We start from the raw sequence: 24,082 nt of genomic DNA on the forward strand, positions 1-24,082 counted from the left end.
TTGACGCTAAGCTCGCACCGGGGGCTCTGGCGTTGACAGGCGCTGGCGCGGCGATGCCGACCTAGGCCTTGAGCCCTCTCAGGTGTAGCGAGCCGGCATGGGCGCGACGCGCAGCGGCTCGCCCCACAGGCGCGCGGCCACGGCGGCGAAGGCTTCGGTGTCGCCGCTCGCGTGGAAGGCCGTGCGGCCCGCGCCGGTGCCGCGCAGCAGCGCGTGCCGGTCGAGCACCCGGCCCAACTGCCGCGCCACGGCCGCGCCGGTGTCCAGAACGGGAATGGTGTCGCCGGCTTCCGCCCGCACGGCCTCCGCCAGGAAGGGAAAGTGCGTGCAGCCCAGCACCAGCACGTCCGCGCCGGCGTCCAGCACCTCGCGCACGGCGGGGCGCACCAGTTCGCGCGCCGCCGCGCCCTCGGTCTGCCCGGCCTCCACGGCCAGCACCCAGCCGGGGCACGGCTTGAGCGCGATGCGGTGGCCGGGCGCCTCGCGCTGCACCAGCGTGCGGAACTTCTGGCTGGCCAGCGTCCCGGTGGTTGCGAATACGCCGATCACGCCGCTGCGGGTGAGCCGGGCCGCCGGCTTGACCGCCGGCTCGATGCCGACGATGGGCAGATCCGGATGCCGCTCGCGCAGCGCACCGATGGCCGCGGCGGTGGCGGTATTGCAGGGAACCGCGATGGCCTTGACCCCTTGGGCCAGGAAAAAGTCGGCCAGCGCGTAGGCGCGGGCGACGATGGTATGCCGGGATTTCTCGCCGTAGGGCACGTAGGCGGTGTCCGCGACGTAGATCAGATCCTCCGCCGGCAGCGCGCGGCGGATGTCGCGCAGCACGCTCAGCCCTCCCGCGCCGGAGTCGTACACGCCGATGGGGCGATCTGCAGGGGAGACGAGGGAAGAAAGGCTGGCCATGGCGCTGAGCAACGGGATCGACGCAGAATACCGCGAAATGCCACCTGTCTTCGTGTAGGCCGCAAGGCCGCGTCAGCGGCCCGAGGCAGGCGTCTCCGGCGCTGGGGCCGGCGCCTGCGCAAGCAGCGTCTCGCGCGGGTTCGCCAGCATGATGTTGCCCGCCTTGACCTCTTCGAGCACGCGGCGGTTGAACTCGCGCTGCACGGGCCAGCGGCCCTTGTCGGTGGTGCGGATCTGGCCGGCGATGGTGACGCCGGCGCCGTCGATCTGGTCGACGCCGAAAATGTCCAGCGGGGCCAGCATGGACGGGCCGAACCTTTCGTCGGCCTGCATCTGCTCGGAGATCCGCCGCAGGACGTCGTAGGTCGCCGGGACGTTGGCGTTCGGCACCAGGGTGAGGCGCACCGGCGCGTTGCCCAGCCCGCGGTTGACGTTGTTGACGGTGCTCACCGAGCTGAAGGGAATGACGTGCAGCGAGCCGTCGCCGGCACGCAGGCGCACGGTGCGGATGGAGAGGTATTCCACCGTGCCCGACACGCCGGCCACGGTGACGTTGTCGCCCACCTGCATGGCGTTCTCCATGAGCAGGAAGATGCCGGTGATGAAATCCTGCACCAGCTTCTGCGAACCGAAGCCGATGGCCACGCCGATGATGCTCGCGCCGGCCAGCAGCGGCGCGACGTTCACGCCGAGTTCGGTGAGCGCGGTGAACACCACCACCAGGGCGATGGCGATCAGCACCAGGGTGCGGATCATGGGCACCAGGGTGCGCAGCCGGGCGGCGCGCACGACGTCGCCGCCGGCGCTCCAGGTGTCGATGCGCCGGCGCAGCGCCAGCGAGACGGCTTCCCACACGATGATGGCAAGCACGGCGGCGATGCCGATGGTCCAGCCCGCCGACAGCAGGCGGCGGCCCACCGTGCCCTGGTCGAACCAGGAAATGGCGTTGAAGCCCCAGACCTGGAGCAGAGCAATCACGGTGGTGGCGCCGATCAGCACATTGACCAGCAGGCGCAGCCAGCCGTGATAGCGTTCGACGCCGTTCGACAGGCTGGCTTCGATGCGCGTGTTCGCGTTCTCGAAGGAGCGGTCGATCGCGCCCGTGATGAGGATCCACAGCAGGCGGCTGGCCGCGAGGACCGCGGTGGTGGCCATCAGGAAGTGCACGGCGCGCTGGAACCCGTTGGCCACGCCCAGCGCCCAGACCACCCAGAAGGTGACGATCACGGCCACCGCGGCGTAGGGATAGATCTCGGCCAGGAAGGCGCGCAGCGAGGCCATGGCTTCGTCGGCGCGCTCGCCCCGGATGAGCGTGCGCACGGATTCGCGGGTGCGCAGGACCAGGGCCACCACCATGCCGCAGACGATCAGCGAGGTGGTCTTCATGATGAGGGTGCGCACGTGCCCGGCCGCGCCCAACTGCACCAGCACTTCGCCCAGCGCGAAGCCGATCGCGGCGACGGTGAAGATCCAGAGCGCCTGCCGGAACAGGTGGCGCGCGGTGGCGTCGGTGACGTGGGCCAGGCGCAGCGCGGCGCGGTCCGGCGACAGCATCAGCCGCACCACGGCGAGCGCGATCCGCACGGCGACGTACGAATTGAAGATCGGCATGACCACTGCTTGAAACCGCGAGCCTTCGCCCCCTTGCAGGGTGACGCCCAGGCTGACCACGGCGAGAAAGGCGACCAGCGGCAGCAGACTCAGCACCGCGTCGACCACGGCCCAGGGCAGGCGACCCAGCAGTCCCCAGCCGTGCAGCGACTTGCGGTGCTGGGCCAGGCGAGCCTGGGCCGTTACGCGCAGCGAGGCGTCGGCGGGCGCGGCCGCGCCGGCATCGGCGGTCATGGCCGCCCGGGTGTCCGCGGTGACGGCGTCGGGCTCGAGCATGCCCGCCTGCACTTTGGCGGCCGCAACCGATTCGGACTCGATGTCGGTGCCGGCTTCGGGGGTGCTGACGCTGACCACGGCGGGCGTGAGGCTGGCCAGCTCGGACTCGCGCTGGACGATGCGCTCGCGCGCGCGCTGCTCGCGCGCCTCGGCGTGGGCAGCCACCACGCGGCGCGCGCGGCGCAGCAGGCGCGAGGCCAGCGCTTCCGCGGCCAGGCCCACGGCGACGATGGCGAGCAGCATGAGCGCGCCGCGGATGCCCGCGGCGCGCGCTTCGTCGGTGTTCCAGGTCGTCTGCCACCATTGGCCGATGAGCCGTACGTCGCTCAAGGCCGCGCCGGCCTCGGCCACTTGCGTGGACAAGCCGGCGAACCAGACTTCCACGCGCCCAAAGAGCTGCGCCAGCAGGCCGTCGGCGACCAGGGTCTGGTTCTCGGGCGCGGGTGTCGCTTCGGCGGCCGGGGCGTCGGTGTCGGCCGCAGGCGGGGGGGCTTCGGCATCCGCTGGCGCTGTGTCCGCGGGCTCGACGGGCGCACTGGCGGCGGGCGGGGCCGCGGCCCAGGCGTCTTGGGCGGGAAGGGCGCCGGCCGCGAGGGCGGCCAGTACGAACAGCAGGGCGTAGAGGGTGTTTCGCATACGCAGGGCAGTAGGTCGGGCCGCGCCAGGGCGGGGAAACCCGACTGTACACCGCAGCGGGGACGTAAACCCGCGACGGATGCCGACCGATACACGTTGTCGTCCGGCGCAACGAGCCGGGTCGGCGGCACGCCCATGCGACCGGGGCGGCCCAGGGCCTCGTGGATGCGCCCGGTCGCGCCGGCAGCCCCCGCCGCGAGACCTCAGACGCCCAGGTAGCGGCTCAAGGCCTGCGGCTGCTCCTGCAGGTCGGCCGCCGGGCCTTCGAGCACGACGCGGCCCTTCTCGAGCAGCATCAGGCGGTCGGCGTTGGCCATCACCGTGCGGTAGCTGCGATCCACCACCACGGTGGCCAGGCCGGTACGTCGGATCTCGCCGAGCACGCGCCAGATCTCGGCCACGATCAGCGGCGCCAGGCCCTCGGTGGCCTCGTCCAGGATCAGGGCGTCCGGGTTGGTCATCAGCGCGCGCCCGATCGACAGCATCTGCTGTTCGCCGCCCGAGAGCTGGGAGCCGAGGTGGTCCATGCGCTCGGCCAGCCGCGGGAACGTGTCGAGCACGCGCTGCAGAGTCCAGTCGCGCTGGCCGGCCGTGCCCGCGCGGGCGGCCATCACCAGGTTCTCGCGCACCGTGAGGTTGGGGAAGATGCCGCGCCCCTCCGGCACGTAGGCCGTGCCCTGCCGCGCCGCCTCGTAGGGCCGGCCGCGCGACAGGTCGCGGCCACGCATGCGGATGCTGCCCGCGCGTTGCGGTACGTGGCCGAGCAGCGTGCGGATCAGCGTGGTCTTGCCCATCCCGTTGCGGCCGAGCAGGCCCAGCGTCTCGCCGGGCTGCAGCCGGAAGTCGATGCCGTGCAGGACGTGGCTGGTGCCGTACCAGGCGTGGATGTCGGTGGCCTCGATCAATGCTTGCATGGGGCTCTCGCTTCGTTCAGTGCTCGCCCAGATAGGCGGTCTGCACCTCGGGATTGCTGCGCACCTCGTTCGGCGCGCCCGAGGCGATCACCGCCCCGTTGACCATCACGGTGATGCGGTCGGCCACGGCGAACACGGCGTCCATGTCGTGCTCGACGAGCAGTACCGCGTGGCCGCGGCGCAGGCCACGCAGCAGCTCCAGCATGCGCTCGGATTCCTCCGGGCCCATGCCGGCCAGCGGCTCGTCGAGCAGCAGCACGCAGGGGTCGGCGGCCAGGCACATGGCGACCTCCAACTGGCGCTTCTGGCCGTGCGAGAGCCCGGCGGCCGCACGGGTGGCCACATCGGCCAGGCCGCAGCGCTCCAGCGCCGAATCGGCCCGGGCCAGGCTGTCGCGACAGGCCTGGGCGCCCTGCCAGACGTGCCAGGGGCGCTGCAGGTGGGCCTGCGCGGCGAGCCGGCAGTTCTCGCGCACGCTGAGCGGCAGGAAGATGTTGTTGCGCTGGTAGCTGCGCCCGAGCCCGGCGCGCGCGCGCCGGGGCTGCGGCCAGCGCGTCACGTCCTCGCCGCGCAGGCTGACCTTGCCGCTGGAGGGCGGCAGCTCGCCCGAGAGCAGGTTGATGAGCGTCGACTTGCCGGCGCCGTTGGTGCCGATCACCGCGTGCACGCTGTCGCCGTCCAGCGCCAGGCTGACGTCCCTGACGGCGTGCAGGGCGCCGAAGCGCCGGCCCAGGCCGTGGGCCTGCAGCAGGGTGGGCACGGCGGGCGGCTGGGCGTGGGCTTGGGTGGGCGTCATGGCGTGGCCTCCGGGGTGGCATTGCGTGGCCGTGCGGCGCCGATGGGGCGGCCCTCCGCGCGCGCTGCGGTGGTGATCTGCGTTCGCGGCGGCGGCGTGCCGCCCGGGCCCGGCGCGTCGGCGCCCGACGCCGACGGCCTGGGCCGCGCCCGCCGGATGCCCGAGATGCCGCCGACCAGGCCGTTGGGCATCAGGGCGACGACGAGGATGATGAAACCGCCGAGCAGCAACTGCCAGTGCTTGGTCAGGGCCTGGAACCACTCCGACAGCAGCACGAAGCTGATCGCGCCGATGACGGCGCCCGGCAGGCTGCCCAGCCCGCCCAGGATGATCATCACCAGGGCATTGCCCGACTGGTGCCAGGAGGCGAGTTCGGGGTTCACGTAGCCGAATTGCGCCGCGTAGAGAAAGCCGGCGATCCCGGCGAAGGCGCCGGCGATCACGAAGCTCGCGAGCTTGTAGCGTTCGGTGCGAAAGCCTGCCGCGCGCATGCGCTGCTCGTTGTGCTTGATGCCCACCAGGGCGTGGCCCAGGCGCGAGCGCAGCACCAGCGAGAGCGCGAGCACGGTCAGGCCGAGCAGGGCCACGCCGAACCAGTAGAACTGCGTGTTGTCCTGCACGTCCAGGAGCGGCCGGCCGGCGATGGTGAACTCGGGCCGGAAGTAGATGTAGGTGCCGTCGCTGCCGCCGAAGAACGGGATGTCGTGCAGGACGAAATACACGAGCTGCGCGAAGGCGAGCGTCACCATGATGAAATAGATGCCCTTGGTGCGCAGCACCAGCAGGCCGATGGCGAGCGCGAGCAGGGCCGAGGCGCCCATGGCCGCGGGCAGCATCCACCAGCCGCTGGCCGGCCCGCTCTGCGGCGAGAGCACCGACACCGTGTAGGCCGCGCAGGCGAAGAAGGCCGCATGGCCCAGACTCACCAGCCCGGTGAAGCCGACCAGCAACTGCAGGCTCAGCGCGAAGATCGCCATCACGATGATGCGCGAGCCCAGCTCGACGTGGAACGGCGTGCCGATGGGCTCGGGCAGCAGGGGCAGGCTGGCGATGACGGCGAGCGCCACGATCCAGCCGATCAGCGTCTTGTGGGTCATGGCTCAGGTTCCTTGCTTGAAGAGGCCTTCGGGCCGCCAGATGAGGATCGCGGCCATCAGCACGTAGACCAGGGCGCCCGCGGCCTCCTGCCAGAACACCTTGCCGAAGGTGTCGACGAAGCCGATCAGGAGGGCCGCCACGAGCGCGCCCTTGACCGAGCCGATGCCGCCGATCACCACCACCACGAAGCAGATGATGAGTACCGAATTGCCCATGCCGGGATACACCGAGGACACCGGCGCGGCGATCATCCCGGCGAGCACGGCCAGGGCCACGCCGCCGGCGAACACCAGGCGATACAGCAGCGTGATGTTGATGCCGAGCGACTGCACCATCTCGCGGTTGGTGGCGCCCGCGCGCACCATCATGCCGAGCCGGGTCTTCTTGATGAGGAAATACATGCCGAGCGCCACCGCGAGGCAGACCCCGGAGATGAAGAGGCGATACACCGGATAGGTCATGCCGTTGCCCAGTTCCACGCCGCCGGCGAGCCAGCTCGGCACGGGCACGCCGTGCACGTCGTCGCCGACCAGGATGCTGCGCAGTTCCTCGAACACGAGGATCAGGCCGAAGGTCATCAGCACCTGCATCAGGTGCTCGCGCTCGTACAGAAAGCTGAAGAAGCCCCATTCAAGCAGGTAGCCGAACAGCACCGACAGCACGACGCCCAACAGCAGGGCGAGCACGAAATTGCCGGTGAGCGAGGACAGCGTGAACGCCAGATAGGCGCCGATCATGTAGAAGGCGCCGTGGGCGAGGTTGATCACCCCCATGATGCCGAAGATCAGCGTGAGCCCGCTGGCGATCAGGAACAGCAGAAGGCCGTACTGGACGGCATTCAGGCACTGGATGAGAAAGGTGGTGGGATCCATGAGGTCGCTCGCTGCGTACGCGGTGCGGCCTGCGCCGCGGGACGGCCGGGCGGCGCCCGTGCGGGCGCCGCCGCTCGGCGCTTACATCCGGCAGCCGCGGGCCGGGTCGGCCAGGTTCTCGACCGCCACGCCGACCAGCACGTTCTCCTCGCCCTTGACCTCGCGCAGATAGATGTCCTGCACCGGGTTGTGCGCCTTGGACATCGTGAACTCGCCGCGCGGGCTGGTGATCTGGGCGCTGGCCATGCCCTTGACGACGGCGTCCTGGTTCTTCACGTCGCCGTCGGCCGCCTTCAGGCCGGCTTCGAGCAACTGCGCGGCGTCATAGCCCTGCACCGCGTACACGTCCGGCTGGATCGTGTGCTTGGCCGCGTAGGCCTTGCGAAAGGCGTTGTCGTTGTCGGTGTTCAGCCCGTCGGCATAGTGCAGCGTGGTGAGCAGGCCCTGCGCGTTCTTGCCCTGGGCCGGCAGGGTGCCGTCGGTCAGGAAGCCCGCCCCGTAGAGCGGGATGCGCTCTTTGAGCCCGGCCGCCGCGTAGTCGTTGACGAACTTCACCGCACCGCCGCCCGCGAAGAACACATAGACGGCGTCGGGCTTGAGCGAGGCGATCTCGGTGAGAATGGCCTGGAACTCCACGTTGGGGAAAGGCAGGGTGAGTTCCTTCAACACCTTGCCGCCCTTGGATTCGAAGCCTTCCTTGAAGCCATTGACCGACTCGTCGCCGGCGGCGTACTTCCAGGTCACGGTGACGGCGGTCTCGTGCTTCTGGCGCTCGGCGGCGACCAGGCCCATGGCGTAGGCCGGCTGCCAGTTGCTGAACGAGGAGCGAAAGACATTGGGTGCACACAGCGGGCCGGTCAGCGCATCCGCGCCCGCGTTGGGCACGATCATCAGCGTCTTGCTGTCGCGCGCCACCTTGGCCATGCCCATGGCCACGCCCGAGTGCACCGTGCCCACGAGCACGTCCACCGCGTCGCGCTTGATCAGGCGGTTGGCGTTCTCGGGCGCCTTGGCCGGGTCGGACTCATCGTCGACCTTGAAGAACTGGATCTCCTGGCCGGCGAGCTTGCCGCCCTGCTCGTCGACGTAGAGGCGAAAGCCGTTCTCGATGGCCGTGCCCAGTGCGGCGTAGGTGCCGGTGAAGGGCAGCATCAGGCCGACCTTCACCTGCGCCTGTGCGGCGGTGCCCAGGGTGGCGGCCAGGCCTGCGGCGGCCAGGACGGTCAGTGTGCGGCTCAGGGTTGCGTTCATGGTGTCTCCAGGGGTGGCGTCAGGCCCTGATCTGCGTCAGGGTATCGGGAAGCGGATGCGGGTGGCGCGCGATGAAGTCGGCGACCGCCGCGCACAGGCGCGCCGGCTGGTCGCGGTGCGGCGAATGGCCGCAATCCTCGAGCTTGAGCGTGTCGCAGCGGGCCGCCGCGCGGGCGATGCCGTCGATCTGCGCCATCGTGCCGTATTCGTCGTCCAGGCCCTGCACGGCCAGGGTCGGGCAGCGCACCAGCGGCAGCAGGCCCTCGATGTTCCAGCGGCGAAAGGCGGGGTCGAGCCAGACGTCGTTCCAGCCCCAGAAGGCGGAATCGGGGTCGCGGTGGTAGCGCGCGAGCTTGCTGCGCAGGCTGGTCGTGACGTAGCCGTCGCGCGCCTGCTCGATGCTCCTGACCGTCATGTCCTCGACGAAGATGTGCGGCGCGGCGACGACCAGGCCGGCCACCCGCTCGGGATAGTTCGCCGCGTAAATGAGGGCGATCGAGCCGCCGTCGCTGTGGCCGTAGAGCCAGGGCGGATCGGCCGCGGTGTCGATGCCCAGCGCTGCGAGGAAGGCCGGCAGAAAGCCCAGGGCCTGGTGGTGCATGAAATCCACCGGCCAGCGCTCGTGCAAAGCGCGCGGCGTCGATTCGCCGTAGCCCCAGCGCGAGAACACCAGGCCGCGGCAGCCGGCCGCCTGGCACAGGCGCTCGGGAAAGTCCTTCCACATGGTGACCGAGCCCAGCCCTTCGTGCAGGAACACGAGCAGCGGCAGGCCGCGGCCCTCCGGGCCGACGTACACGTATTCGATATGGTCCTGGCGGCCGTTCCAGGCCACGTCGACGAAGCGCGAGGCGGGCTGGTCCGGCACGTCGTCTTCGGATGGGCGTGCGGTTGCGCTCATGCCGCCATTCCTTCGCTTTCCTGCTGGCGCAGGCGAAAGCGCTGGATCTTGCCGGTGGCGGTCTTGGGCAGTTCGTCGACGAAGGCGAAGCTGCGCGGGTAGCAGTGCGGCGCCAGGTGCTGCTTGACCAGCGCTTTGAGTTCCGCTTCGAGGCCGGCGTCGCCCCGGCGGCCGTCCTTGAGCACGACGAAGGCCTTGGTGCGGATCAGGCCATCGGGGTCGGGTACGCCGATCACGGCCGCCTCCAGCACGTCGGGATGCAGCACCAGCGTGGCCTCCACGCTGAAGGGCGAGACATACTGCCCGCTCACTTTGAGCATGTCGTCGCTGCGTCCGGCATAGACGTAATAGCCGTCGGGGTCGCGGCTGTACTTGTCGCCGCTCCTGGTCCACGCGCCGAGGAAGGTGTCGCGGGTCTTTTCCCGGTTGTGCCAGTACATGATGGCCGAGCTGGGGCCGCGGATGTAGAGGTCGCCGATCTCGCCGTCCGGCACCGGCCGGCCGTCCTCGCCGCGCAGCTCCAGCTCGTAGCCGTCGACCGGCTTGCCGGTGGTGCCGTAGCGCACGTCGCCGGGCCGGTTGGAGAGGAAGATGTGCAGCATCTCGGTGGAGCCGATGCCGTCGATGATCTCGCAGCCGAAGTGGGCGGTGAAGCGCTCGCCGATGTCGCGCGGCAGCGCCTCGCCCGCCGACGTGCACAGGCGCAGCGCGACCGCGTCGCGCGGCGGCAGCCCGGGCGAGGCGAGCAGGCCCGCGTAGCCCGTGGGCGCACCGCAGAAGATGGTGGGCTGCTGCTCCGTCAGCCGGCGAAAGCAGGCCTCGGGTGTCGGCCGCTCGGCCATCAGCACGACGCTCGCGCCCGCCGCCAGCGGGAACAGCAGGGCATTGCCCATGCCGTAGGCGAAGAAGAGCTTGGCCGCCGAGAACACCTTGTCGTCCTCGCGCATGCCGAGGACGGGCTCGGCGAACAGCGCCGTGCACCAGTAGGGATTGGCATGGCTGTGCACGGTGCCCTTGGGCCTGCCGGTCGAGCCCGAGGAATACAGCCAGAACGCCGGCTCGTCGGCCAGGGTGCGCGCCGGTGCTGCCAAGGGCTCGTGCGCGGCGATCGTGGCCTCCAGGCTGCGCGCGCCATCGGGCAGCGGGCCGGCGGGGCGCGAGACCAGGATGGCCCCCAGCTCGTGGCGGCCCTTGTCCATCGCCGCCTGCAGCGTGGGCAGCAGCGACTCGGACACCAGCGCGGCCTGCGCGCGGCTGTGCTCCAGCATGTGCGCGTAGTCGTCCGGCGTGAGCAGGGTATTCACGCACACGGGGACGACGCCGGCATACAGCGCGCCGAGAAAGCTCACCGGCCAGTCCGAACAGTCGTGCATGAGCAGCAGCACGCGTTCCTCGCGGCGCACGCCGAGCGCGCGCAGCGCGGCGGCCAGACGGCGCGCGCGCTGCTCGAGTTCGCCGTAGCCGAGATCGCCGTGGTCGTCGGTGTAGGCGATCTTGCCGGCGCGGCCGCGGTTGCGCTGGAACAGGTGCTCGGCGTAGTTGAATTCGGCGGGGGGCGGCTCGGGCAGCGGCATGGCGATCTCCTGCGAGTGCGGGTATGGCGGCGCGCGGCGGGCGAGGGCGGCTGCCTCGCGCACGGGCCGGCGCGCCGGTCGATGACAGCGGGGTGTCAGCCCCGGGTGAATTCGATGCGGCCTTCGGGCAGCAGGTACAGCACCAGCGCGCGGCCATGGCGCACTGTGGGCGAATGCGCGCTGCCCGGCCCATACACCTTCCAGCCGGCGGCCGTGCCGTCGAAGGTAGCGTCGGGGGTAAGGGGCAGGACGAGGTCGATCTCGCCCGTGGGATGGACGTGGTGCGGGCCGGCACAGTCGTGCATGTCGACCACGTCCACCGAGAACGCCTGGGATTCGGGCGAGGGTTTGATGACGCGGCCGTAGCGGATGCCGTCGGCTTCGCGGTTGCACAGCCAGCCTTCGGCCACGCCGGTGGTACAGGACTCGCGCATGGCCCGGTACCACGGCGTATCGCTGCCGTGCGTCTGGTTCAGCCAGTCCTGCAGCGCGCCGTCGAGCGGGCGCCCGGCGATCTGCCCGGTCAGGTCGGTGATGAGTGAATTAAACTGCGTGCTTGCCATGGCGTCTCCTCCGTGGCCTTCGGTACGTTCCCGGTAGTGCATGCGGCGAGAGGCTTTATGCACTATCGTTCATGCTTGCGCAAAAGATACGGTGCATGCTTGAATGGTGTCAAGAAAAATACTGCATGCTAGGGTAAATACCGAGCGCTTGCGCGCCGGCTCCGATCCGCTTACCACGCCTGTCCCATGACCGCCCCAGCCACCGCGCTTCCCGAAAAGTCGCCCTTCCTCGTCGCATTGGGCGAGCGCATCCGCAACCTGCGCGCGCGGCGCGGGCTCACCCGCAAGGCCACGGCGCTGGCGGCCGAGATCTCCGAACGCCATCTGGCCAACCTGGAGCTGGGCACCGGCAATGCCTCCATCCTGGTGTTGGTGCAGGTGGCGCAGGCGCTGCAGTGCTCGCTCGCCGAGATCGTCGGCGACGTGACGACCTCGTCGCCCGAGTGGCTGCTGATCCGGGAAATGCTCGAGCATCGCTCCGAGAGCGAGCTGCACCGCGCCCGCGTGCAGCTCGCCGAGATGTTCGGCGGCAGCGGCGATCGCCAGGCGCGCCTGGCGCGCATCGCCCTGGTGGGCCTGCGCGGCGCCGGCAAGTCCACGCTGGGCCGCATGCTGGCCGAGGACCTCGGTTATCCGTTCGTCGAGCTGAGCCGCGAGATCGAGAAGGTGGCCGGCTGCAGCATCGTCGAGATCCATTCGCTTTACGGCAGCGGGGCCTATCGTCGCTACGAGCGGCGCGCGCTCGAGGAAACCGTGCAGATCTATCCCGAGGTGGTGATCGCCACGCCGGGAGGGCTGGTGTCCGATCCGGCCACCTTCAACCTGCTGCTCGGGCACTGCTACACCATCTGGCTGCAGGCCGACCCCGAGGACCACATGCGGCGCGTGGTGGCGCAGGGCGATTTCCGGCCGATGTCCGGCAGCAAGGAGGCGATGGAGGACCTGCGGCGCATTCTGGCCGGGCGTACCGCCTTCTATGCCAAGGCCGACATGACCTACGACACCAGCGGCCATTCGCTGCAGGAGACCTTCGCCGGTCTGCGCACGGCCGTGCGCAGCGCCGCCGGGCTGATGGACTGGGCGGCCTGAGGGCCCTCGCGCGCTGGCGCCGCGAAAGGCGTCGCGCCATCTGCTTCGTTCTCTTCACGCCGCCTGCCCACTCCAAGCTGGAATCCTCATGCAGTCCCTGTATCCCTTGATCGACGCCGCCGCAGGCTGGGGCCTGGTGCTGGTCTGCGTCGCCCTGCTGGCGTTGCGGTACCTGCAGGTGCGGTATTGGCGCACGGCGCTGGTCATGCGGGCCGCGCCCGGGCCGTTGACCTGTTTGACGGTCGGTGGCGCGGCCCTGGCGGCATTCGCCGTGCTCGCCCGCGCGGTCGCGAGCGAGCCGGTGCCGGCCTGGCTGAGCGCGCTGGACGCCTGGGGGCTCACGCGCAACCCGGGCGGGCCGGACGCCGCCCTGGCCGCGGTGGCGGCCTTCACGCACCTGGGCGACAGCCTTACCGTGACGGGCGTGGCCGGCATCGTCGGCGCGGTGCTGCTGTGGCGGCGGCAGTGGGCCGGATTGTGCTGGTGGGCGCTGGCCTCGCTCGGCAATGGCCTGCTGGTGCGCTGGTGCAAGCAGGTATTCGGACGCTACCGCCCCGACGCGCCCTATCTGGAAGTGCACGGGTTCAGCTTTCCGAGCGGCCATGCCATGTCGAGCATGGTGGTGTATGGGCTGCTCGTCATCGTGCTGTGGGGCTGGGCGCGCGACCCCGCCCTGCCGGCGCACAGCCGCGCGGGCAGGGCCCTGCGCGCCGCGGCGTTCGGCGTGGCGGGCCTGACGCTGGCCATCGGCCTGTCCCGCGTCTGGCTGCAGGTGCACTACGCGAGCGACGTGCTGGCCGGCTGGATGCTCGGCATCGCCTGGCTCGCCGTGCTTTGCCTGCTCGCACGGCCCGCCCGGGGTGGCTGAGCGCCGGGGCCGAGAGCCCCGCTGTGCCCGCGTCTTGTCCGACGCAGATGTAGCAAAGTGCACGGCATGCGCCCTGATACCAGGCGATTCAGGGTAAACCCTGATGGCATTGCCTTGACGCACTGAATTGCATGAAATATCGTTCACGACATGGAGTTTGAATGAATTAAGATGCATGTTCGGCCTACAGGAGATCGCCGCCATGACCGATGCCACTACGTCCGCCCCCCAGACGCGGATCCACTATCAGACCGACCCTTCCCGCTACAAGCACTGGAAGCTGAGTTTCGAGGGCCCCGTCGCCACGCTCGCGATGGACGTGGCCGAGGACGGCGGCCTGCGTCCCGGCTACAAGCTCAAGCTCAATTCGTATGACCTCGGCGTCGACATCGAACTGCACGACGCCCTGAACCGCATCCGCTTCGAGCACCCGGAAGTGCGCACGGTGGTCGTCACCAGCCTGAAGGAGCGCATCTTCTGTTCGGGCGCCAACATCTTCATGCTGGGCCTGTCCTCGCACGGCTGGAAGGTGAACTTCTGCAAGTTCACCAACGAGACGCGCAACGGGATCGAGGATTCCAGCCGGCACAGCGGCCTGAAGTTCGTTGCCGCGCTGAACGGCGCCTGCGCGGGCGGCGGCTACGAGCTGGCCCTGGCCTGCGACGACATCGTGCTGGTGGACGATCGCTCCTCCACGGTGGCGCTGCCCGAGGTGCCGCTGCTCGGCGTGCTGCCCGGCACGGGCGGGCTCACTCGCGTCACCGACAAGCGCAAGGTGCGCCATGACCGCGCCGACATCTTCTGCACCACCAACGAGGGCGTGCGCGGGCAGCGCGCGGTGGATTGGCGCCTGGTCGACGCCATCGCCAAGCCCGCGCAGTTCCAGCAGACGGTGGCCGAGCGCGCGCGCAAGCTGGCCGGGCAGAGCGACCGGCCGGCCGACGCCCAGGGCATCGCTCTGACCCCGCTGGACAAGCGCATCGAGGCCGACGCGCTGCATTACCGCTACGTCGAGGTCGCCATCGACCGCGCGAGCCGCACGGCCACCTTCGTCGTGAAGGCGCCCGACAGCGTGCAGCCCGGCGACGCGGCCGGCATCCAGGCCGCGGGCGCCGCCTGGTGGCCGCTGCAGATGGCGCGCGAACTGGACGACGCCATCCTCGAGATGCGCACCAACGAACCGGACATCGGCACCTGGCTGCTCAAGACCGCGGGCGATCCGCAGGCCGTGCTCGCCTGCGACGCGGTGCTGCAGGCTCAGGGCTCGCACTGGCTGGTGCGCGAAACGCTGGGCCTCCTGCGCCGCACGCTCGCCCGCCTGGACGTGTCCTCACGTTCGCTGTTCGCCCTCATCGAGCCCGGCTCGTGCTTTGCCGGCACGCTGGCCGAACTCGCCTTCGCCGCCGACCGCGCCTACATGCTGGCCCTGCCCGACGAGCCCGAGCGCGCGCCCCGGCTGGCCTTGAGCGAGCTCAACTTCGGCGCCTATCCGATGGTCAATGGCCAGTCGCGCCTGGCGCGCCGCTTCTACGACGACGAGGCCGAGCTGGCCGCCGCCCGCGCGAGCATCGGCGAGCCGCTGGATGCCGACCGCGCCGACGCCCTGGGCCTGGTCACTGCCGCGCTGGACGACATCGACTGGGCCGACGAGATCCGCCTCGCCATCGAGGAGCGGGTGGCGATGTCGCCGGACGCGCTCACCGGCATGGAGGCCAACCTGCGCTTCGCCTCGCGCGAGACCATGGAGACCCGCATCTTCGGCCGCCTGACCGCTTGGCAGAACTGGATCTTCCAGCGCCCGAACGCCGTCGGCGAGAAGGGCGCCCTGAAGGTCTACGGCAAGGGCGAGAAGGCCGGTTTCGACTGGAACCGGGTGTAGCAGAGACGACCTGGCCGCGAGGCAGGCCCGCCTGCGCCGGCCCGGCATGAGCAGACAACCCGCGGCACCCGCGCGATCCGCGCGCCACCGACGACGAACCAGACTTTCGGAGGACGCCATGTCCGGCATCAACTACAGCGAGAAGATCCCCAACAACGTCAACCTCGCCGAGGACCGCACCCTGCAGCGCGCCCTCGAGCAGTGGCAGCCCAACTTCCTGAGCTGGTGGGGCGACGTCGGCCCCGAGGGCTCGAACGACTACGACGTCTACCTGCGCACCGCGATCAGCGTGGACCCCCAGGGCTGGGCGCAGTTCGGCTACGTGAAGATGCCGGACTATCGCTGGGGCATCTTCCTCAACCCCAAGGAGGAAGGCCGCAGGATCCACTTCGGCGACCATCAGGGCGAAGGCGCCTGGCAGGATGTGCCGGGCGAGCACCGCGCCAACCTGCGCCGCATCATCGTCACCCAGGGCGACACCGAGCCCGCCTCGGTGGAGCAGCAGCGCCACCTGGGCCTGACCGCGCCCTCGCTGTACGACCTGCGCAACCTGTTCCAGGTCAATGTGGAAGAGGGCCGCCACCTGTGGGCCATGGTCTACCTGCTGCACCGCTACTTCGGCCGCGATGGCCGCGAGGAGGCCGAGGGCCTGCTCGAGCGCCGTTCCGGCGACGAGGACAACCCGCGCATCCTGGGCGCCTTCAACGAACGCACGCCGGACTGGCTGTCGTTCTTCATGTTCACCTACTTCACCGACCGCGACGGCAAGTTCCAGTTGAGCGCGCTCGCCGAATCGGGTTTCGATCCGCTCGCACGCACCACGCGCTTCATGCTGACCGAGGAAGCGCACCACATGTTCGTGGGCGAATCGGGCGTCTCGCGCATCGTGCAGCGCACCTGCGACGTGATGAACCAGTTGAAGACCGACAACCCCGAGACCCTGCGCGCCGCGGGCGTGATCGATCTGCCCACCATCCAGCGCTATCTGAACTTTCACTACAGCGTGACGATCGATCTCTTCGGCGCCGACGAGTCGTCCAACGCCGCCATCTTCTACAGCTCTGGCCTGAAGGGCCGCTACGAGGAAGGCAAGCGCGGCGACGACCACCGCTTGAAGAGCGATGCCTACAGAGTGCTCGAAGTGCGCGACGGCAAGCTGGTGGAGAAGGAAGTGCCGATGCTCAACGCGCTCAACGAAGTCCTGCGCGACGACTACATCAAGGATTCCGTGTCCGGCGTCGGGCGCTGGAACCGCGTGATCGAGAAGGCCGGCATCTCCTTCAAGCTCACCGTGCCGCACAAGGCCTTCAACCGCCAGATCGGCACGCTCTCGGGCGTGCGCGTCGCGCCGGACGGCACCGTGGTGTCGCAGGCGCAGTGGGACGCGCACAAGGACCAGTGGCTGGCCACCGACGAGGACCGCGCCTTCGTCGCCTCGCTGATGGGCCGCGTGGTCGAACCCGGCCGGTTCGCCAACTGGATCGCGCCGCCCGTCATGGGCATCAACCGCCAGCCGATGGACTTCGAGTACGTCCGCTTCAATTGAGTAAAGGGGCGGGCCGCCCGCCCTGCGCCCGCACGTGCGGGCGGCCAGGGCGGCCGCCCGGGAGAACGCCATGGATATGCCGACCCAGATGGGCACCATCAAGCAGCACGTCATCGATCCGGAAATCTGCATCCGCTGCAACACCTGCGAGGCCACCTGCCCGATCGACGCCGTCACCCACGACGATCGCAACTACGTGGTCAAGCCCGACGTGTGCAACGGCTGCATGGCCTGTGTGCCGCCGTGTCCGACCGGCGCCATCGACAACTGGCGCATCGTGCCCAAGGCGCTGGCCTATCCGGTCGACGCGCAGCTCACGTGGGACGAACTGCCTCCGGAGCTGACGCCCGAGCAACTGGCCGCCGAGGGCGTGGCCGACGCCGAGCTGCAGGAGGTGCAGGCCGAGGCCGGCCAGGCGCAGGAAGCCGCCACGCTGCAGGCGGACGAGCCGCGCCTGGATGCGGCGACCTACGGCGCCGTCCTGCCGCCGTGGTCGGCGGCGCACGCCTACACCAACCTGTACGGGCCCAAGGCGCCCACCAGCGCCACCGTGGTCGGCAACTACCAGGTCAACGAGCCCGGCACCGAGAACGTCACCCATCACATCGTGCTCGACTTCGGCCCGGTGCCCTTCCCCGTGCTGGAGGGGCAGTCCATCGCCATCGTGCCGCCGGGCGTGGACGCCAACGGCAAGGCGCACCACGCGAGGCAGTATTCGGTCGCCAGCCCGCGCAACGGCGAGCGGCCGGGCTACAACAACCTGTCGCTGACCGTGAAGCGGGTCACCCAGGACCACCAGGGCAAGCCGGTGCAGGGCGTGTGCTCGAACTATCTGTGCGATGCGAAAGTGGGCGACAAGGTCCAGGTGATCGGGCCCTTCGGCCAGTCCTTCCTAATGCCCAACCATCCCAGGTCGCACATCGTGATGATCTGCACCGGCACGGGCAGCGCGCCGATGCGCGCCATGACCGAGTGGCGCCGGCGGCTGCGCGCGAGCGGCAAGTTCGAGGGAGGCAAGCTGATGCTGTTCTTCGGCGCGCGCACGCAGCAGGAGCTGCCGTACTTCGGCCCGCTCATGAAGCTGCCCAAGGATTTCATCGACATCAACCTGGCCTTCTCGCGCACGGCCGGCCAGCCCAAACGCTACGTGCAGGACCTCCTGCGCGAGCGCGCCGTGGACCTGCTCGAACTGCTCAGGGACGAGCAGTCCCACATCTACGTGTGCGGCTTGAAGAGCATGGAGCAGGGCGTGCTGCTGGCGCTGCGCGACGTGGCCCGCGAAGGCGGCCTGGACTGGCATGCGCTGGGCGACTCGCTCAGGCGGCACGGCCGGCTGCACCTGGAGACCTATTGAGCACGGTACGCCGGAGCGCGTCGTCCGCATGCAAGGGCCCGCGGCAGAGATGCCGCGGGCCCTTGCGGTTTCGGTGCCGCCTTCCGGGCGCCGGCCCGACAGGGGGCGCAGGCGGCGCCCGGTGGTTGCCGGCTGGATGCTGCAGTGCAGCGATCCGCACTCGACCATTGCTATCATCGCGGCTCGTCCATAACCGGGCGCCGCCGGACCGGCCGCGCCGCCTACAAAGGAACGCGTGCGATGAGCATCCTGGCCATCCTGGTGTCGTTGTTGCTGCTGATGTACTTGGCCTACCGGGGCATCACCGTGCTGATCCTGGCGCCCCTGATGGCGGCGCTGGCTGTGTTGCTGTCGGGCGACGGCGGCCTGCTGCTGCCGATCTACACCGAGACCTTCCTGACGGCGCTCTCGGGCTACGTCATGCAGTTCCTGCCGATCTTTCTGCTCGGTGCGCTGTTCGGCCAGTTGATGGCCGATTCGGGGGCGGCCAGCACGATCGCGCGCTGGATCACCGAGAAGCTGGGCGCGCGCCACGCGGTGCTGACGGTGGTGCTGGCCTGCGCGCTGCTCACCTATGGCGGCGTGTCGTTGTTCGTGGTGGCCTTCGCCATCTATCCGATCGCCCAGGCCCTGTTCCGTACGGCGGACATTCCCAAGCGCTTCATCCCGGCGTCCATCGCCCTCGGTTCGTTCACCTTCACGATGACGGCGCTGCCCGGCACCCCGGCGATCCAGAACGCCATTCCCATCCCGTATTTCGGCACCAACGTCTTCGCCGCGCCGGGCTTGGGGATCATCGCCGCCGTCATCATGCTGGGCGGCGGCATGGCCTGGCTGCGCATGCGCACGGCGCGCGCGATGGCGCAGGGCGAAGGCTACGGCAAGCACATGGAGGACGACGATCCGACGGGCGCGGCGCAGGCCCCGGACGGCGGGGCGCCCATGCCCCTGGCGCTTGCCCTGCTGCCCCTCGTGCTGGTGATCGGGGTGAACGCGCTGTTCACCTACGGGGTGTTCCCCGGCATGGACTTCACGAACGTCCAGGCGCGTTTCCCGGGCCTGGACCCGTCCCGCGTCACCGGGCTGTGGGCGCTCATCATCGCGCTCTCGGTGGCCTGCGCCACCCTGGTCCTGCTGCGCGTGAAGCACTGGCTGGACCTGCGCGGCACGGTCAACAAGGGCGTGTTCGGCTTCATGCTGCCGCTCTTCAACACGGCCTCCGAGGTGGGCTACGGCGCGGTCATCGCCAGCCTCGCGGGCTTTGTCATCATTCGCGACGCGGTCCTCAACGTGTCCGACAATCCGCTCATCTCCGAGGCCGTGGCCATGGGCACGCTGGCGGGGATCACCGGGTCGTCCTCGGGTGGGCTGAGCATCGCCCTGCAGACGCTGGGCGCCGACTATCTCGCGATGGCCGATCAGATCGGCATCAGCCCCGAACTGCTGCACCGGGTGGCCGTGCTCGCGGCAGGCAGCATGGACACGCTGCCGCATTGCGGCGCGATCATCACCCTGTTGTCGATCTGCAAGCTCAACCACCGGCAATCGTATGGCGACATCGCGGCGGTGACGATCGTGGCGCCGGTGGCCGCGCTGGTCGTCGTCATCACGCTGGGCACGATGTTCGGCTCGTTCTGAGCCGCGAATGCACCGGCGCAGCATGCTGATACCTGCCGTCTCCCGTGCATCGGCGATACTACGAATTATTGAACCCGGCGCCGGAGCGCGCGGCAGCACGCCGGCGGCGCGCGCCGGGTACGGAGATTTGCCATGCCAGTATCCCAGGAAAGCGTCAGCATGGCGTTGTTCTGCGATTTCGAGAACGTCGCCTTGGGCGTGCGCGACGCCAACTACGACAAGTTCGACATCAAGAAGGTGCTCGAGCGCCTGCTGCTCAAGGGCAGCATCGTGGTCAAGAAGGCCTATTGCGACTGGAGCCGCTACCAGAGCTTCAAGGCCACCATGCACGAGGCGAGCTTCGAGCTGATCGACATCCCGCACGTGCGCCAGTCGGGCAAGAACTCGGCCGACATCCGCCTGGTGGTCGACGCGCTCGACCTCTGCTACACCAAGTCGCACGTCGATACCTTCGTCATCATCAGCGGCGATTCGGATTTCTCGCCGCTGGTCTCCAAGCTGCGCGAGAACGCCAAGCAGGTGATCGGCGTGGGGGTGAAGCAATCCACCTCGGACCTGCTCATCACCAACTGCGACGAGTTCATCTTCTACGACGACCTGGTGCGCGAAAGCCAGCGCCAGGCGCGGCGCGAGGCGCGCCAGCAGCAGCCGGCCCAGCCGCAGGCCAGCCGGCGCCAGGACGAGGAAGGCAAGCGCCGAGACGAGACCGAGGCGCGCCGCCTGAAGGCCATCAACCTGGCCGTCGAGACCTACGATGCGCTGGCCGCCGAGCGCGGCGACGGCGGCAAGATCTGGGCCTCGGTGCTGAAGGAAGCCATCAAGCGCCGCCGCCCGGATTTCAACGAGTCCTACTTCGGCTTCAAGGCTTTCGGCAACCTGCTCGAAGCCGCCCAGCAGCGCGGCCTGCTGCAGTTCGGCCGCGACGACAAGTCGGGCGCCTACGTGTACCGCCAGAACGGTGGACGTGCCGACGGCGAGGACGAGACGCTGGAGGTCTACGACCCGGCCGGCAACGAGCTCGACAGGAGCGCCGAACGCGGGGCGCGTCAGCCGGCCGAGGCGCGCCAGGGCACCGAAGGGCGTGAGCGGCGCCAGGGCGGCCGTCGACGCGGTGGCCGGTCCGGATCCGAGGCCGAGCCCGTGCGCGAGGAAGCGGCCGCAGCCGGCGAGGCTCAGACGAGCTTCGGCGAGCCGTTGACCCAGACGTCGCCCGAAGTCGAGGCGCACGCCGACACGACGCGGGAGATCGAATGGCGCGAGCAGCCGCTGCCGGAAACCGGCCGGGGCCGATCGGCCGAGGCGGACACCGAGGCGACCGCCCAGCTCGAGCCGGCGGGCGTCGAGGCGGCGCCTGCGCCGGCGAAGAAGGCGCGCAAGCAACCTGCCCGGGTCGCCAGGGCCAAGGCCAGGGCGGCGCAAACCGCTGTCACCCAGGGCGGCCAGGAGGCGCCGCCGGCCGCGGTGCACACACCTGCGGCGAAGACACCGGCCGGCGTGCTGGCCGCAACGCCTGAACCCGGTTTGGATCGCGTCGCCGTGCAGCCGGCGCCGGCCACGGAGCAGGCAGTGGACGGCGCGGCGCCTGCCGAGCCGCCGAAGCGCGCGCGCAAGACGAGCACGCCGCGCCGTGCGCCTCGCAAGCGCGCCACGCGCGCCGATATCGAGCCGCAGTAACCCCCTGAGCGTCAGCGCTGCGGTTCGTCGAGCAGGCTGGACAGCACCTCGGCTTCGAGCCGCGCGATATGCGCGTCCCCGCGGACGCGGGGGCGCGGCAAGTCGACCGGCAGGTCCAGCGCCACGCGCCCGTGGTCGATCAGGACCACCCGATCGGCCAGCGCGAGCGCTTCGCTGACATCGTGCGTGACCAGGACGGCGGTGAAACCGTGTTCGCGCCACAAGGTCTCGATCAGGCGCTGCATGGCGATCCGCGTGAGCGCATCGAGCGCTCCCAGCGGTTCGTCGAGCAGGAGCACACGCGGACGGTGAGCGAGTGCGCGCGCGAGCGCCACACGCTGTTTCTGGCCGCCGGAGAGCACGCGCGGCCACTCCGCCGCACGGTCGGCCAGGCCGACTTCGCCCAGCGCGGCCAGGGCGGCGGCACGGCGATGGGCGCGGTCGCCCGGCAGGCCGAGCGCCACGTTGTCGTCCACGCGCTGCCACGGGAGCAGACGGGCCTCCTGGTACATCAGGCGGACTTCCGGCGACAGGCCGGTCAGGGGAACGCCGCCGATATCGATGCTGCCGGTGTCCGGCACGTCCAGACCGCCCAGCAGGCGCAGCAGGGTGCTCTTGCCGCAGCCGCTGCGCCCGACAATGGCCACGAATTCGCCAGGTGCGATAGCCAGGTCCAGGCCGAGCAGTACCTGGAGCGCGCCGAAGCCGCGCACCACCTGGCGCACCGAGATCGACAGGCCCTGCGCGGCTTCGGTCGGGGGAGGTTTCAGGACGGCATTCATGGCAAGGTCCTCATCGCGGGCGAAAGCCATCGTTCCAGGTGAGCAGCCGCGACTCCAACGCGCGTGCTGCGACGTCGGCGAACTTGCCGAGCAGGGCGTACAACAGGATGGCCAGCACCACGATGTCGGTCTGCAGGAACTCGCGCGCGTTCATGGCCATGTAGCCGATGCCGCTGGATGCGGCAATGGTCTCGGCCACGATCAGGGTGAGCCACATGAAGCCGAGGGCGTAGCGCACGCCGACCAGGATGCTGGGCAGCGCACCGGGCAGGATCACCTGACGAAAGAGCTGCCAGTTGCCCAGCCCGTACGAGCGGCCCATTTCGACCAGGCCTGCATCGACCGACCGGATGCCGTGGAAGGTGTTGAGGTAGATGGGAAACAGGGTGCCCAGGGCAACCAGGAACACCTTGCCCGCCTCGTCGATGCCGAACCACAGGATGATCAGCGGAATCATCGCCAGATGCGGCACGTTGCGCAGCATCTGGATGGACGTGTCGAACAGCGTCTCGAAGAGCCGGGAGCCGCCGTTGAGCAGGCCGAAAAGCAGACCGAGGCCCCCGCCGATGAGAAAGCCGATGGCCGCCCGCGCGAAGCTGGCCCACAGATGTGCGAACAATTCGCCGCTGCGCGTAAGTTCCCACGCCGCGGCCAGCACCGCCGAAGGCGCCGGCGCGATGCGCGTGGACAGCCAGCCCGATTGCGCGGCGAGCTGCCAGAGCGCGATCAGGCCGACGGGCACCAGCCAGGGCAGCAGCAGGCGCTGCAGGCGGCCTTCGCGCCGCTGGCGCACGCGAACGGCGTCGGCGCCGGTGTCCGCAGGCAGCGTGCTCATGGTGTCCAGATCACGGTGGAGACATCGAGCCGGCGCGGAATCAGCTTGAGATCGGCGAAGGTGTCGGCGATCGCCTGCTGGTTGGCGACAACCTCCTCGGCGATCGGCGTCACGCCGTAGGCGTAGTTCTCGAGCGCTGCGCGCGTGATCTCGGGGCTCAGGCCGATCTGCGGCGCCAGGATTTGCGCGGCGGCGTCGAAGTTCTGCGTCGTCCAGTCGCCCGTCTTGCGCACCTCCTCGAGGGCCCAGCGCAGCACGTCGGCGTGCTGCTGGGCATACGGCCGGGTCGATAGATAGAAGTTGTAGTTCTTGACCACGCCGTCGCCGTCGGCCAGCACGCGGGCGCCGATCTGCCCCACGGCCGCCTGCGCGAACGGGTCCCAGATGACCCAGGCGTCGATGGAGCCGTTCTCGAAGGCGGCGCGCGCCTCGGCCGGCGGCAGCAGCGCCACGGTCACATCGCCGTACCCGAGGCCTTCGCGCTCCAGCAGTTTCACCAGCAGGTAGTGCACATTGGAGCCGCGGTTGAGCGCCACGCGCTTGCCCTTGAGTTCGGCCACCGAACGGATCGGTGAATCCTTGGGCACCAGCACCTTTTCAGCCAGCGGCGCAGGCGGCTCGTTGGCGACGTAGACCAGGTCTGCGCCGGCTGCCTGAGCGAACACGGGTGGCGTTTCCCCGACGCATGCGAAGTCGATGCCGCCCACGTTCAGGGCCTCCAGCATCTGTGGTCCGGCGGTGAACTCGACCCAGCGCACGTTCACGCCCTCGCTGCGCAGGCGCTCGTCGAGATTGCCACGGGCCTTGAGAATGGCCAGGTTCGACCCCTTCTGCCAGCCCACGCGCAGCGTGCGCTGCGCGCCCTGCGCCAGCGCCGGGGGCGCCAGGCCCATCCAGGCGGCGGAGACCGCCAGCATCATGGCGCTCATGGCCTGGCGCCGGCCGGGCCGGGCGGGAGTCTCTTCTCGTGCTGGCGTCGCGATCATCGCGGATCCGTCCTGTCAAATGCCGAATCCTAGAAG

Annotated in this window: 20 protein-coding genes; 7 read left to right on the forward strand and 13 right to left on the reverse strand. The window is 69.8% G+C overall.

Annotated elements, in window-relative coordinates:
• Window positions 1-78: 78 nt before the first annotated feature.
• The 10 genes from murI to FOZ76_RS12340 form a co-directional block, all read right to left on the reverse strand.
• A complete protein-coding gene (gene murI, locus FOZ76_RS12295; RefSeq protein WP_143948558.1) occupies window positions 79-906 on the reverse strand; it encodes a glutamate racemase in 828 nt (275 codons plus the stop codon).
• A gap of 72 nt (window positions 907-978) precedes the next feature.
• Window positions 979-3,429: a mechanosensitive ion channel domain-containing protein gene (locus tag FOZ76_RS12300; RefSeq protein ID WP_143948559.1), complete on the reverse strand. Its 2,451-nt coding sequence runs from the start codon at window positions 3,427-3,429 to the stop codon at window positions 979-981.
• A 203-nt stretch (window positions 3,430-3,632) separates the two neighbouring features.
• Window positions 3,633-4,343, reverse strand: coding sequence for an ABC transporter ATP-binding protein (locus FOZ76_RS12305; protein WP_143948560.1), 711 nt, complete (start codon window positions 4,341-4,343; stop codon window positions 3,633-3,635).
• A 16-nt stretch (window positions 4,344-4,359) separates the two neighbouring features.
• Complete coding sequence (locus tag FOZ76_RS12310; RefSeq protein WP_143948561.1) at window positions 4,360-5,139, reverse strand: ABC transporter ATP-binding protein; 780 nt, start codon at window positions 5,137-5,139, stop codon at window positions 4,360-4,362.
• Window positions 5,136-6,236, reverse strand: a complete 1,101-nt coding sequence (locus FOZ76_RS12315; protein WP_143948562.1) for a branched-chain amino acid ABC transporter permease — start codon at window positions 6,234-6,236, stop codon at window positions 5,136-5,138. Before FOZ76_RS12315 ends, FOZ76_RS12310 begins: the two co-directional genes overlap by 4 nt.
• Window positions 6,237-6,239: 3 nt before the next feature.
• Window positions 6,240-7,109 carry a branched-chain amino acid ABC transporter permease gene (locus FOZ76_RS12320; RefSeq protein ID WP_143948563.1) on the reverse strand — a complete coding sequence of 290 codons (870 nt, stop codon included), beginning with the start codon at window positions 7,107-7,109 and terminating at the stop codon, window positions 6,240-6,242.
• 81 nt (window positions 7,110-7,190) lie between these two features.
• On the reverse strand, window positions 7,191-8,360 hold the full coding sequence (locus FOZ76_RS12325; protein WP_143948564.1) for an ABC transporter substrate-binding protein: 1,170 nt from the start codon (window positions 8,358-8,360) through the stop codon (window positions 7,191-7,193).
• Window positions 8,361-8,379: 19 nt separating this feature from the next.
• Entirely contained in the window at window positions 8,380-9,258 is an 879-nt protein-coding gene (locus FOZ76_RS12330) for an alpha/beta fold hydrolase (RefSeq protein WP_143948565.1), read from the reverse strand.
• Window positions 9,255-10,832, reverse strand: a complete 1,578-nt coding sequence (locus FOZ76_RS12335) for a benzoate-CoA ligase family protein (RefSeq protein ID WP_143948566.1) — start codon at window positions 10,830-10,832, stop codon at window positions 9,255-9,257. Before FOZ76_RS12335 ends, FOZ76_RS12330 begins: the two co-directional genes overlap by 4 nt.
• A gap of 95 nt (window positions 10,833-10,927) precedes the next feature.
• Window positions 10,928-11,395 carry a 4-hydroxylaminobenzoate lyase gene (locus tag FOZ76_RS12340; protein WP_143948567.1) on the reverse strand — a complete coding sequence of 156 codons (468 nt, stop codon included), beginning with the start codon at window positions 11,393-11,395 and terminating at the stop codon, window positions 10,928-10,930.
• A 186-nt stretch (window positions 11,396-11,581) separates the two neighbouring features.
• Between FOZ76_RS12340 and FOZ76_RS12345 the strand changes: the two genes are divergently transcribed.
• The 7 genes from FOZ76_RS12345 (at window position 11,582) to FOZ76_RS12375 (ending at window position 21,443) form a co-directional block, all read left to right on the forward strand.
• Window positions 11,582-12,484: a helix-turn-helix transcriptional regulator gene (locus tag FOZ76_RS12345; RefSeq protein WP_143948568.1), complete on the forward strand. Its 903-nt coding sequence runs from the start codon at window positions 11,582-11,584 to the stop codon at window positions 12,482-12,484.
• A gap of 88 nt (window positions 12,485-12,572) precedes the next feature.
• Window positions 12,573-13,352: a phosphatase PAP2 family protein gene (locus FOZ76_RS12350; RefSeq protein ID WP_143948569.1), complete on the forward strand. Its 780-nt coding sequence runs from the start codon at window positions 12,573-12,575 to the stop codon at window positions 13,350-13,352.
• A gap of 202 nt (window positions 13,353-13,554) precedes the next feature.
• On the forward strand, window positions 13,555-15,231 hold the full coding sequence (gene boxC, locus FOZ76_RS12355) for a 2,3-epoxybenzoyl-CoA dihydrolase (RefSeq protein WP_143948570.1): 1,677 nt from the start codon (window positions 13,555-13,557) through the stop codon (window positions 15,229-15,231).
• 118 nt (window positions 15,232-15,349) lie between these two features.
• Window positions 15,350-16,777 (forward strand): benzoyl-CoA 2,3-epoxidase subunit BoxB, encoded by a 1,428-nt coding sequence (boxB, locus tag FOZ76_RS12360; RefSeq protein ID WP_143948571.1) that lies wholly within the window; start codon window positions 15,350-15,352, stop codon window positions 16,775-16,777.
• Window positions 16,778-16,847: 70 nt separating this feature from the next.
• A complete protein-coding gene (gene boxA, locus FOZ76_RS12365; protein ID WP_143948572.1) occupies window positions 16,848-18,131 on the forward strand; it encodes a benzoyl-CoA 2,3-epoxidase subunit BoxA in 1,284 nt (427 codons plus the stop codon).
• A gap of 240 nt (window positions 18,132-18,371) precedes the next feature.
• On the forward strand, window positions 18,372-19,769 hold the full coding sequence (locus tag FOZ76_RS12370) for a GntP family permease (RefSeq protein WP_143948573.1): 1,398 nt from the start codon (window positions 18,372-18,374) through the stop codon (window positions 19,767-19,769).
• A gap of 132 nt (window positions 19,770-19,901) precedes the next feature.
• On the forward strand, window positions 19,902-21,443 hold the full coding sequence (locus FOZ76_RS12375) for an NYN domain-containing protein (RefSeq protein WP_143948574.1): 1,542 nt from the start codon (window positions 19,902-19,904) through the stop codon (window positions 21,441-21,443).
• Between the two features lie 11 nt (window positions 21,444-21,454).
• On the opposite strand, the gene FOZ76_RS12380 is transcribed toward FOZ76_RS12375, so the two are convergent.
• From FOZ76_RS12380 to FOZ76_RS12390, 3 genes are read right to left on the reverse strand one after another with little or no spacing between them, the layout of a single operon-like run.
• Window positions 21,455-22,225 (reverse strand): ATP-binding cassette domain-containing protein, encoded by a 771-nt coding sequence (locus FOZ76_RS12380; protein WP_143948575.1) that lies wholly within the window; start codon window positions 22,223-22,225, stop codon window positions 21,455-21,457.
• A 10-nt stretch (window positions 22,226-22,235) separates the two neighbouring features.
• Window positions 22,236-23,060 carry an aliphatic sulfonate ABC transporter permease SsuC gene (gene ssuC, locus FOZ76_RS12385; RefSeq protein ID WP_143948576.1) on the reverse strand — a complete coding sequence of 275 codons (825 nt, stop codon included), beginning with the start codon at window positions 23,058-23,060 and terminating at the stop codon, window positions 22,236-22,238.
• On the reverse strand, window positions 23,057-23,989 hold the full coding sequence (locus tag FOZ76_RS12390) for a sulfonate ABC transporter substrate-binding protein (protein WP_143948577.1): 933 nt from the start codon (window positions 23,987-23,989) through the stop codon (window positions 23,057-23,059). The genes ssuC and FOZ76_RS12390 overlap by 4 nt, the downstream gene beginning before the upstream one ends.
• Between the last annotated feature and the right edge of the window lie 93 nt (window positions 23,990-24,082).

The organism is Verticiella sediminum, from assembly GCF_007558815.1.
GTDB classification, from domain to species: domain Bacteria; phylum Pseudomonadota; class Gammaproteobacteria; order Burkholderiales; family Burkholderiaceae_B; genus Verticiella; species Verticiella sediminum.

Excerpts from the sequence above, each read along its gene's own strand:
- murI (WP_143948558.1), bottom strand. The coding sequence starts at position 906 with ATGGCCAGCCTTTCTTCCCTCGTCTCCCCTGCAGATCGCCCCATCGGC.
- FOZ76_RS12300 (WP_143948559.1), bottom strand. The coding sequence starts at position 3,429 with ATGCGAAACACCCTCTACGCCCTGCTGTTCGTACTGGCCGCCCTCGCG.
- FOZ76_RS12305 (WP_143948560.1), bottom strand. The coding sequence starts at position 4,343 with ATGCAAGCATTGATCGAGGCCACCGACATCCACGCCTGGTACGGCACC.
- FOZ76_RS12310 (WP_143948561.1), bottom strand. The coding sequence starts at position 5,139 with ATGACGCCCACCCAAGCCCACGCCCAGCCGCCCGCCGTGCCCACCCTG.
- FOZ76_RS12315 (WP_143948562.1), bottom strand. The coding sequence starts at position 6,236 with ATGACCCACAAGACGCTGATCGGCTGGATCGTGGCGCTCGCCGTCATC.
- FOZ76_RS12320 (WP_143948563.1), bottom strand. The coding sequence starts at position 7,109 with ATGGATCCCACCACCTTTCTCATCCAGTGCCTGAATGCCGTCCAGTAC.
- FOZ76_RS12325 (WP_143948564.1), bottom strand. The coding sequence starts at position 8,360 with ATGAACGCAACCCTGAGCCGCACACTGACCGTCCTGGCCGCCGCAGGC.
- FOZ76_RS12330 (WP_143948565.1), bottom strand. The coding sequence starts at position 9,258 with ATGAGCGCAACCGCACGCCCATCCGAAGACGACGTGCCGGACCAGCCC.
- FOZ76_RS12335 (WP_143948566.1), bottom strand. The coding sequence starts at position 10,832 with ATGCCGCTGCCCGAGCCGCCCCCCGCCGAATTCAACTACGCCGAGCAC.
- FOZ76_RS12340 (WP_143948567.1), bottom strand. The coding sequence starts at position 11,395 with ATGGCAAGCACGCAGTTTAATTCACTCATCACCGACCTGACCGGGCAG.
- FOZ76_RS12345 (WP_143948568.1), top strand. The coding sequence starts at position 11,582 with ATGACCGCCCCAGCCACCGCGCTTCCCGAAAAGTCGCCCTTCCTCGTC.
- FOZ76_RS12350 (WP_143948569.1), top strand. The coding sequence starts at position 12,573 with ATGCAGTCCCTGTATCCCTTGATCGACGCCGCCGCAGGCTGGGGCCTG.
- boxC (WP_143948570.1), top strand. The coding sequence starts at position 13,555 with ATGACCGATGCCACTACGTCCGCCCCCCAGACGCGGATCCACTATCAG.
- boxB (WP_143948571.1), top strand. The coding sequence starts at position 15,350 with ATGTCCGGCATCAACTACAGCGAGAAGATCCCCAACAACGTCAACCTC.
- boxA (WP_143948572.1), top strand. The coding sequence starts at position 16,848 with ATGGATATGCCGACCCAGATGGGCACCATCAAGCAGCACGTCATCGAT.
- FOZ76_RS12370 (WP_143948573.1), top strand. The coding sequence starts at position 18,372 with ATGAGCATCCTGGCCATCCTGGTGTCGTTGTTGCTGCTGATGTACTTG.
- FOZ76_RS12375 (WP_143948574.1), top strand. The coding sequence starts at position 19,902 with ATGCCAGTATCCCAGGAAAGCGTCAGCATGGCGTTGTTCTGCGATTTC.
- FOZ76_RS12380 (WP_143948575.1), bottom strand. The coding sequence starts at position 22,225 with ATGAATGCCGTCCTGAAACCTCCCCCGACCGAAGCCGCGCAGGGCCTG.
- ssuC (WP_143948576.1), bottom strand. The coding sequence starts at position 23,060 with ATGAGCACGCTGCCTGCGGACACCGGCGCCGACGCCGTTCGCGTGCGC.
- FOZ76_RS12390 (WP_143948577.1), bottom strand. The coding sequence starts at position 23,989 with ATGAGCGCCATGATGCTGGCGGTCTCCGCCGCCTGGATGGGCCTGGCG.